The sequence below is a fragment of the Caulobacter sp. P1_B12_2 genome, from assembly GCF_056406675.1.
On sequence record NZ_JBFTZS010000766.1, the window covers coordinates 1 to 1,133 of the forward strand.

The window sequence follows — 1,133 nt, forward strand, 5'->3', positions numbered from 1 at the left end:
CCTACAGCGTGGTCGAGGCACCGACCTGGGAGGGCGCGGCCCAGCAGGACAAGGTCGCGGGGGTCAATCCGCTGCGCCAGATCCCGGCCCTGGTCACCCCCGACGGCGAGACGATCACCGAGAGCGCCGCCATCCTGATCTGGCTGGCCGACCGCCACCCGGAAGCGCGGCTGGCTCCGTCGCTCGATTCGCCCCTGCGCGGCCAGTTCCTGCGCTGGATGGTGTTCGTGCCGGCCTCGATCTACTCGCTGTTCTGGGTGCGGGACGATCCCTCGCGGCTGGCGGGGCCGGATGTCGAGGCCGGGGTGCGGATCAAGGCCGCCACGGCCGACCGCATCGCCGAGTGCTGGGGGATGATGGAGAGCCAGCTGACGCCGGGGCGATACCTGCTGGGCGATGAGCTGACGGTGCTGGACCTGTATGTCGCCGTCGTCAGCCGGTGGGGGTCTCGGCGGAAGCGGTTCTACGAAGTGGCGCCGCGAATGAGCGAGGTCGTGCGACGGGTGGATGCGGATCCGCGGCTGGCGGCGTTCTGGGCCGAGCGGTTTCCATTTGTGGACGGGTGGGAGAGTAACGGGGCGGCGGGTTAGGAGCGAACGTCTGAAAGTGGAGCAGAGGCCAGCTTCCGCTTTCGACCCTAGCGGACATTCGGGATCCCTCTCTCTTTGAGAGAGGGAGGGGCCCGCCGCGTAGCGGTGGGAGGGTGAGAGGTTTCACCCTGTCCGGTTTCACGCTGACGCCCTGCCGGCACGCCGTCTGACGGTTTAACCCCTCACCCTCCCAAGCTTCGCTTGGGCCCCTCCCTCTCCCTCTGGGAGAGGGTTTCGAGACTTACGCTCGGCGTTCAGCAGGCAAAGATCAGTAATTTCAACGCCCTGAACTTTCTCGATCGAACTTATCCCCACTCTCCAAACCGCCCGTATCCTGATCTCACCTCGCCGCATGGAAAGGGCGCATGGCCAGCGACCGATGCGGCGGCGGGGGGCGATCGAGCGGGAAGCTCTGTCGGCGGCGGCGTCCGCGTGCGTAGGGACCTCGTCAAACCCCATCCATCTGGTGCCGGCTGGGCACGGAACACGGATACAGYGTTGGCTGGGGGCCGATTTAGCAGCAGGCGGGCGGTGACGCGCTCG

1 protein-coding gene is annotated in these 1,133 nt (G+C 67.2%); it reads left to right on the plus strand.

What is annotated here, in order from left to right; genetic code table 11:
* The coding region (locus tag AC1DZ6_RS25605; RefSeq protein WP_477099894.1) for a glutathione S-transferase family protein at nt 1-590 on the plus strand (590 nt) is incomplete at its 5' end.
* Nucleotides 591-1,133 lie beyond the last annotated feature (543 nt).